2 protein-coding genes are annotated in these 2,876 nt (G+C 71.9%); one reads left to right on the top strand and one right to left on the bottom strand.

The features are described from left to right. A partial coding sequence (locus G3573_RS21065; RefSeq protein ID WP_163263605.1) for an RDD family protein occupies window positions 1-1,141 on the bottom strand: 1,141 nt, incomplete at its 3' end. A gap of 438 nt (window positions 1,142-1,579) precedes the next feature. Between G3573_RS21065 and G3573_RS21060 the strand changes: the two genes are divergently transcribed. After that, window positions 1,580-2,876: IPT/TIG domain-containing protein (locus G3573_RS21060; protein ID WP_205598420.1), on the top strand; the 1,297-nt coding region annotated here is incomplete at its 3' end.

The raw sequence follows: 2,876 nt of genomic DNA, 5'->3' as shown, positions 1-2,876 counted from the left end.
GCGCCGGAGCGGGCTGGGCGGCGTCGGGGGCTGGGACCGGCGGGACGACGACCGGCTCGAGCTTCATGACGACCGGCTCGACCGGGCGGGGCGGCTCGGCCCGCGCCGACGCCGCGGAGGCGTCCGCCTCGGCCTGGGCGACCACGGCCTGGGCGTCGGCCTCGATCTCGGGCGTCGCCTCCGGCGTCGCGGCGGGGCGTGCGGCCGGCTGGTAGGGGGCCTGATAGCTGATCCAGGAGCTCCACAGGCCGACGTCGTAGCCGCGCTTCAGCACCACCATGACCTGCTGGCCGGGGGCCAGTTCGTAGGCCGACAGGGCGGCCTCGGCCACGCGCTCGACCTCGGCCTCCTGGTCCTTCGGCCTGGCCTTGAGGCGGGCGGTGATCACCAGGGTGTGGGTGGTGGTCTTGCCCTCGTCGCCCCAGTAGGTGGTGGTGTTCTCGCCGACCTGGGCGTCCATCGCCTCGGGCAGGGCGTTCACCGCCGTCGCCGCGGCGCTCAGCGGGCCGACGTTGGGCGCCAGGCCGACCAGCACGTTGGGGCGCAGCACCATCCACACCCCGCCGGCCAGGCCCAGGCCCACGAACAGCCAGGCGAACAGCGGCGCGGCCGAGCGGGCGGCCGGGACCGCGCCCTCGGCGTGGCGGCGCACCACCGCCGCGCCGGAGACCAGGTCGTGGGCCAGTCGGCGCGACGGGTGGTTGAACAGCAGCAGGACGATCTGGGCCAGGGTGACCCCGAACACCAGGGTCGAGGCCGTGACGGTGAAGATCTGCGCCGCCAGCGGATCGTCGAGGATCAGGTGCGTGCCGTTCAGGGTCAGCGGCGCCTGCAGCACCAGGGCCCGCCACAGCGAACGGACAAGCCCGATCGGCCGGCCCCTCAGGTTCACGACCTTCAGGCCGAACAGGCGCATGCCCGGAGTCGCGGCGCCGCCCGCGCCGCTGGAGAACCAGGTGAAGTAGAGGAGGGCGACCGCGCCGCCGGCCAGCCGCAGCGGCCCCTCGATCGTGGCCATCAGGTCGAAGACGGGCAGGGTGACGGCCGCGCCGATCGCGCCCAGGATCAGGGTGTCCAGGATGAAGGCGAACAGGCGTCGCCAGAAGCCGGCCCACACGGGCCGCGCGCTATCGTCCGTCATCATCCCCCCCGAGACGATTGATCTGACAGCACAATGGCGCCGGTGAACGGCGGTCGTCCACAGTTTCACCCTGAACGCGAAAGCGGCGCCGTCTCACGCCTGCGACGCTCAGGCATTCGGGGCGGCGGCGGCCCTTGCTACCGGGCCGTGAAGCGCCGGTCTCATGAGCGGCGCAGGGGGAGGGGACGCCATGCGCTGGCGCAGGCGGCTGGTGGCCTACGGCGTGCTGGCGATGTGGCTGCTGCCGCTGCTGGTCTGGGCCTTGCACTGACGTGGGGGACCGGTCGGTATCCGACCCATTTTAGATTGCGGCGTTCGCCGAATGGCGTAAACGCATGGTTAAGGTTTACCGTCGGGGTCCGACCGTTCGGGATTGAACGGTGGTCCTGGCCATATTTGCGTCCGCGCCTCAGGCGCGGTTCGTCGGGGGACGAAGGCATGCTCGGTTTGGTTCGGTCGGCGATCGCGCGGGCGCGCGGTTGGGTGTCGGCGCTGTCGTCGCCGGTGACGCCGAAGCGGCGCGAGCGGACCGAGGCGCGTCCGCGCCGGGCCTCCATCCGACCGCTGAGCCGCATTGCCACGGGTCTGGTCGCAGGCGTGGCGCTGGCCCTGGCGGCGCCCTCGGCCGCCTTAGCGATGTCGGCCGGCTGCAGCGCCCTCAACGGCTGGAGCGGGACGTACACCGTCGACGCGGACGGCCTCGGCACCGACCGCAACACCTGGGACCTGGGCTTGCCCATCGCGAACGGCGAGGTCGTCACCTATTCCTGGTCGGGCAACACCAAGGGCGCCTACGTCTACGTGATGTATACGCAGGGCGACGGAGCCACCTACGCCGGTCTGATCGACGGGGCCGCCGCGAGCGGGTCCGGCTCCTTCACCACCGGGAGCACGGGCGCCGCCGGCGACTTTTACGAGGTCGGCGTGCAGGGCTACTCGCAAGAGCCCTTCGCGTGGAAGCCGTCCTCGTTCGACAGCACCGTCACCATCAATGTGAGCTGTTCGGGTGTCCCGACCGTCACGTCGGTCTCGCCGACGGCGGGGGCGACCGGCGGCGGCAATTCGGTGACCATCACCGGCGCCGACTTCGCGGGCGTGACCGCGGTCAGCTTCGGCGGCGTCGCGGCCACCACCTACACCGTCAATTCGACAACCCAGATCACCGCGACCGTCCCGGCCCACGCCGCGGGCACGGTGGACGTGCGGGTGTCGACCGCGGCCGGGAACTCGGCCACCAGCGCGGCCGACCAGTACACCTATATCGCGCCGCCGACGGTGACCTCGGTCTCGCCGACCGCCGGCCCGACCGGCGGTGGAACGACGGTGACCATCACCGGCACGGGCTTCAGCGCCGCCAACCCCACCGGCGCGGTGAAGTTCGGCGCGACGAACGCGACCTACACCATCAACTCGAACACCCAGATCACCGCGACCAGCCCGGCCAACTCGGCCGGCACGTACGACATCACGGTGGCGACGCCTGGCGGCACCTCCGCCACCAGCGCGGCTGACCAGTACACCTACGTCGCGGCCCCGACGGTGACCTCGGTCTCGCCGACGGCCGGGCCGACGGGGGGCGGTACGACGGTGACCATCACCGGCACGGGCTTCGCCGCTGCCAACCCGACCGGCGCGGTGAAGTTCGGCGCGACGGTGGCGACCTACACCATCAACTCGAACACCCAGATCACCGCCACCAGCCCGGCCAATTCGGCCGGCACGTACGACATCACGG

Origin of the sequence: Caulobacter sp. 17J65-9, from assembly GCF_010975005.1 — a bacterium.
In the GTDB taxonomy this organism is placed as follows: Bacteria; Pseudomonadota; Alphaproteobacteria; order Caulobacterales; family Caulobacteraceae; genus 17J80-11.
Note: the sequence above shows the minus strand (reverse complement) of the source record. Positions and strands in the feature narration are given on the sequence as shown.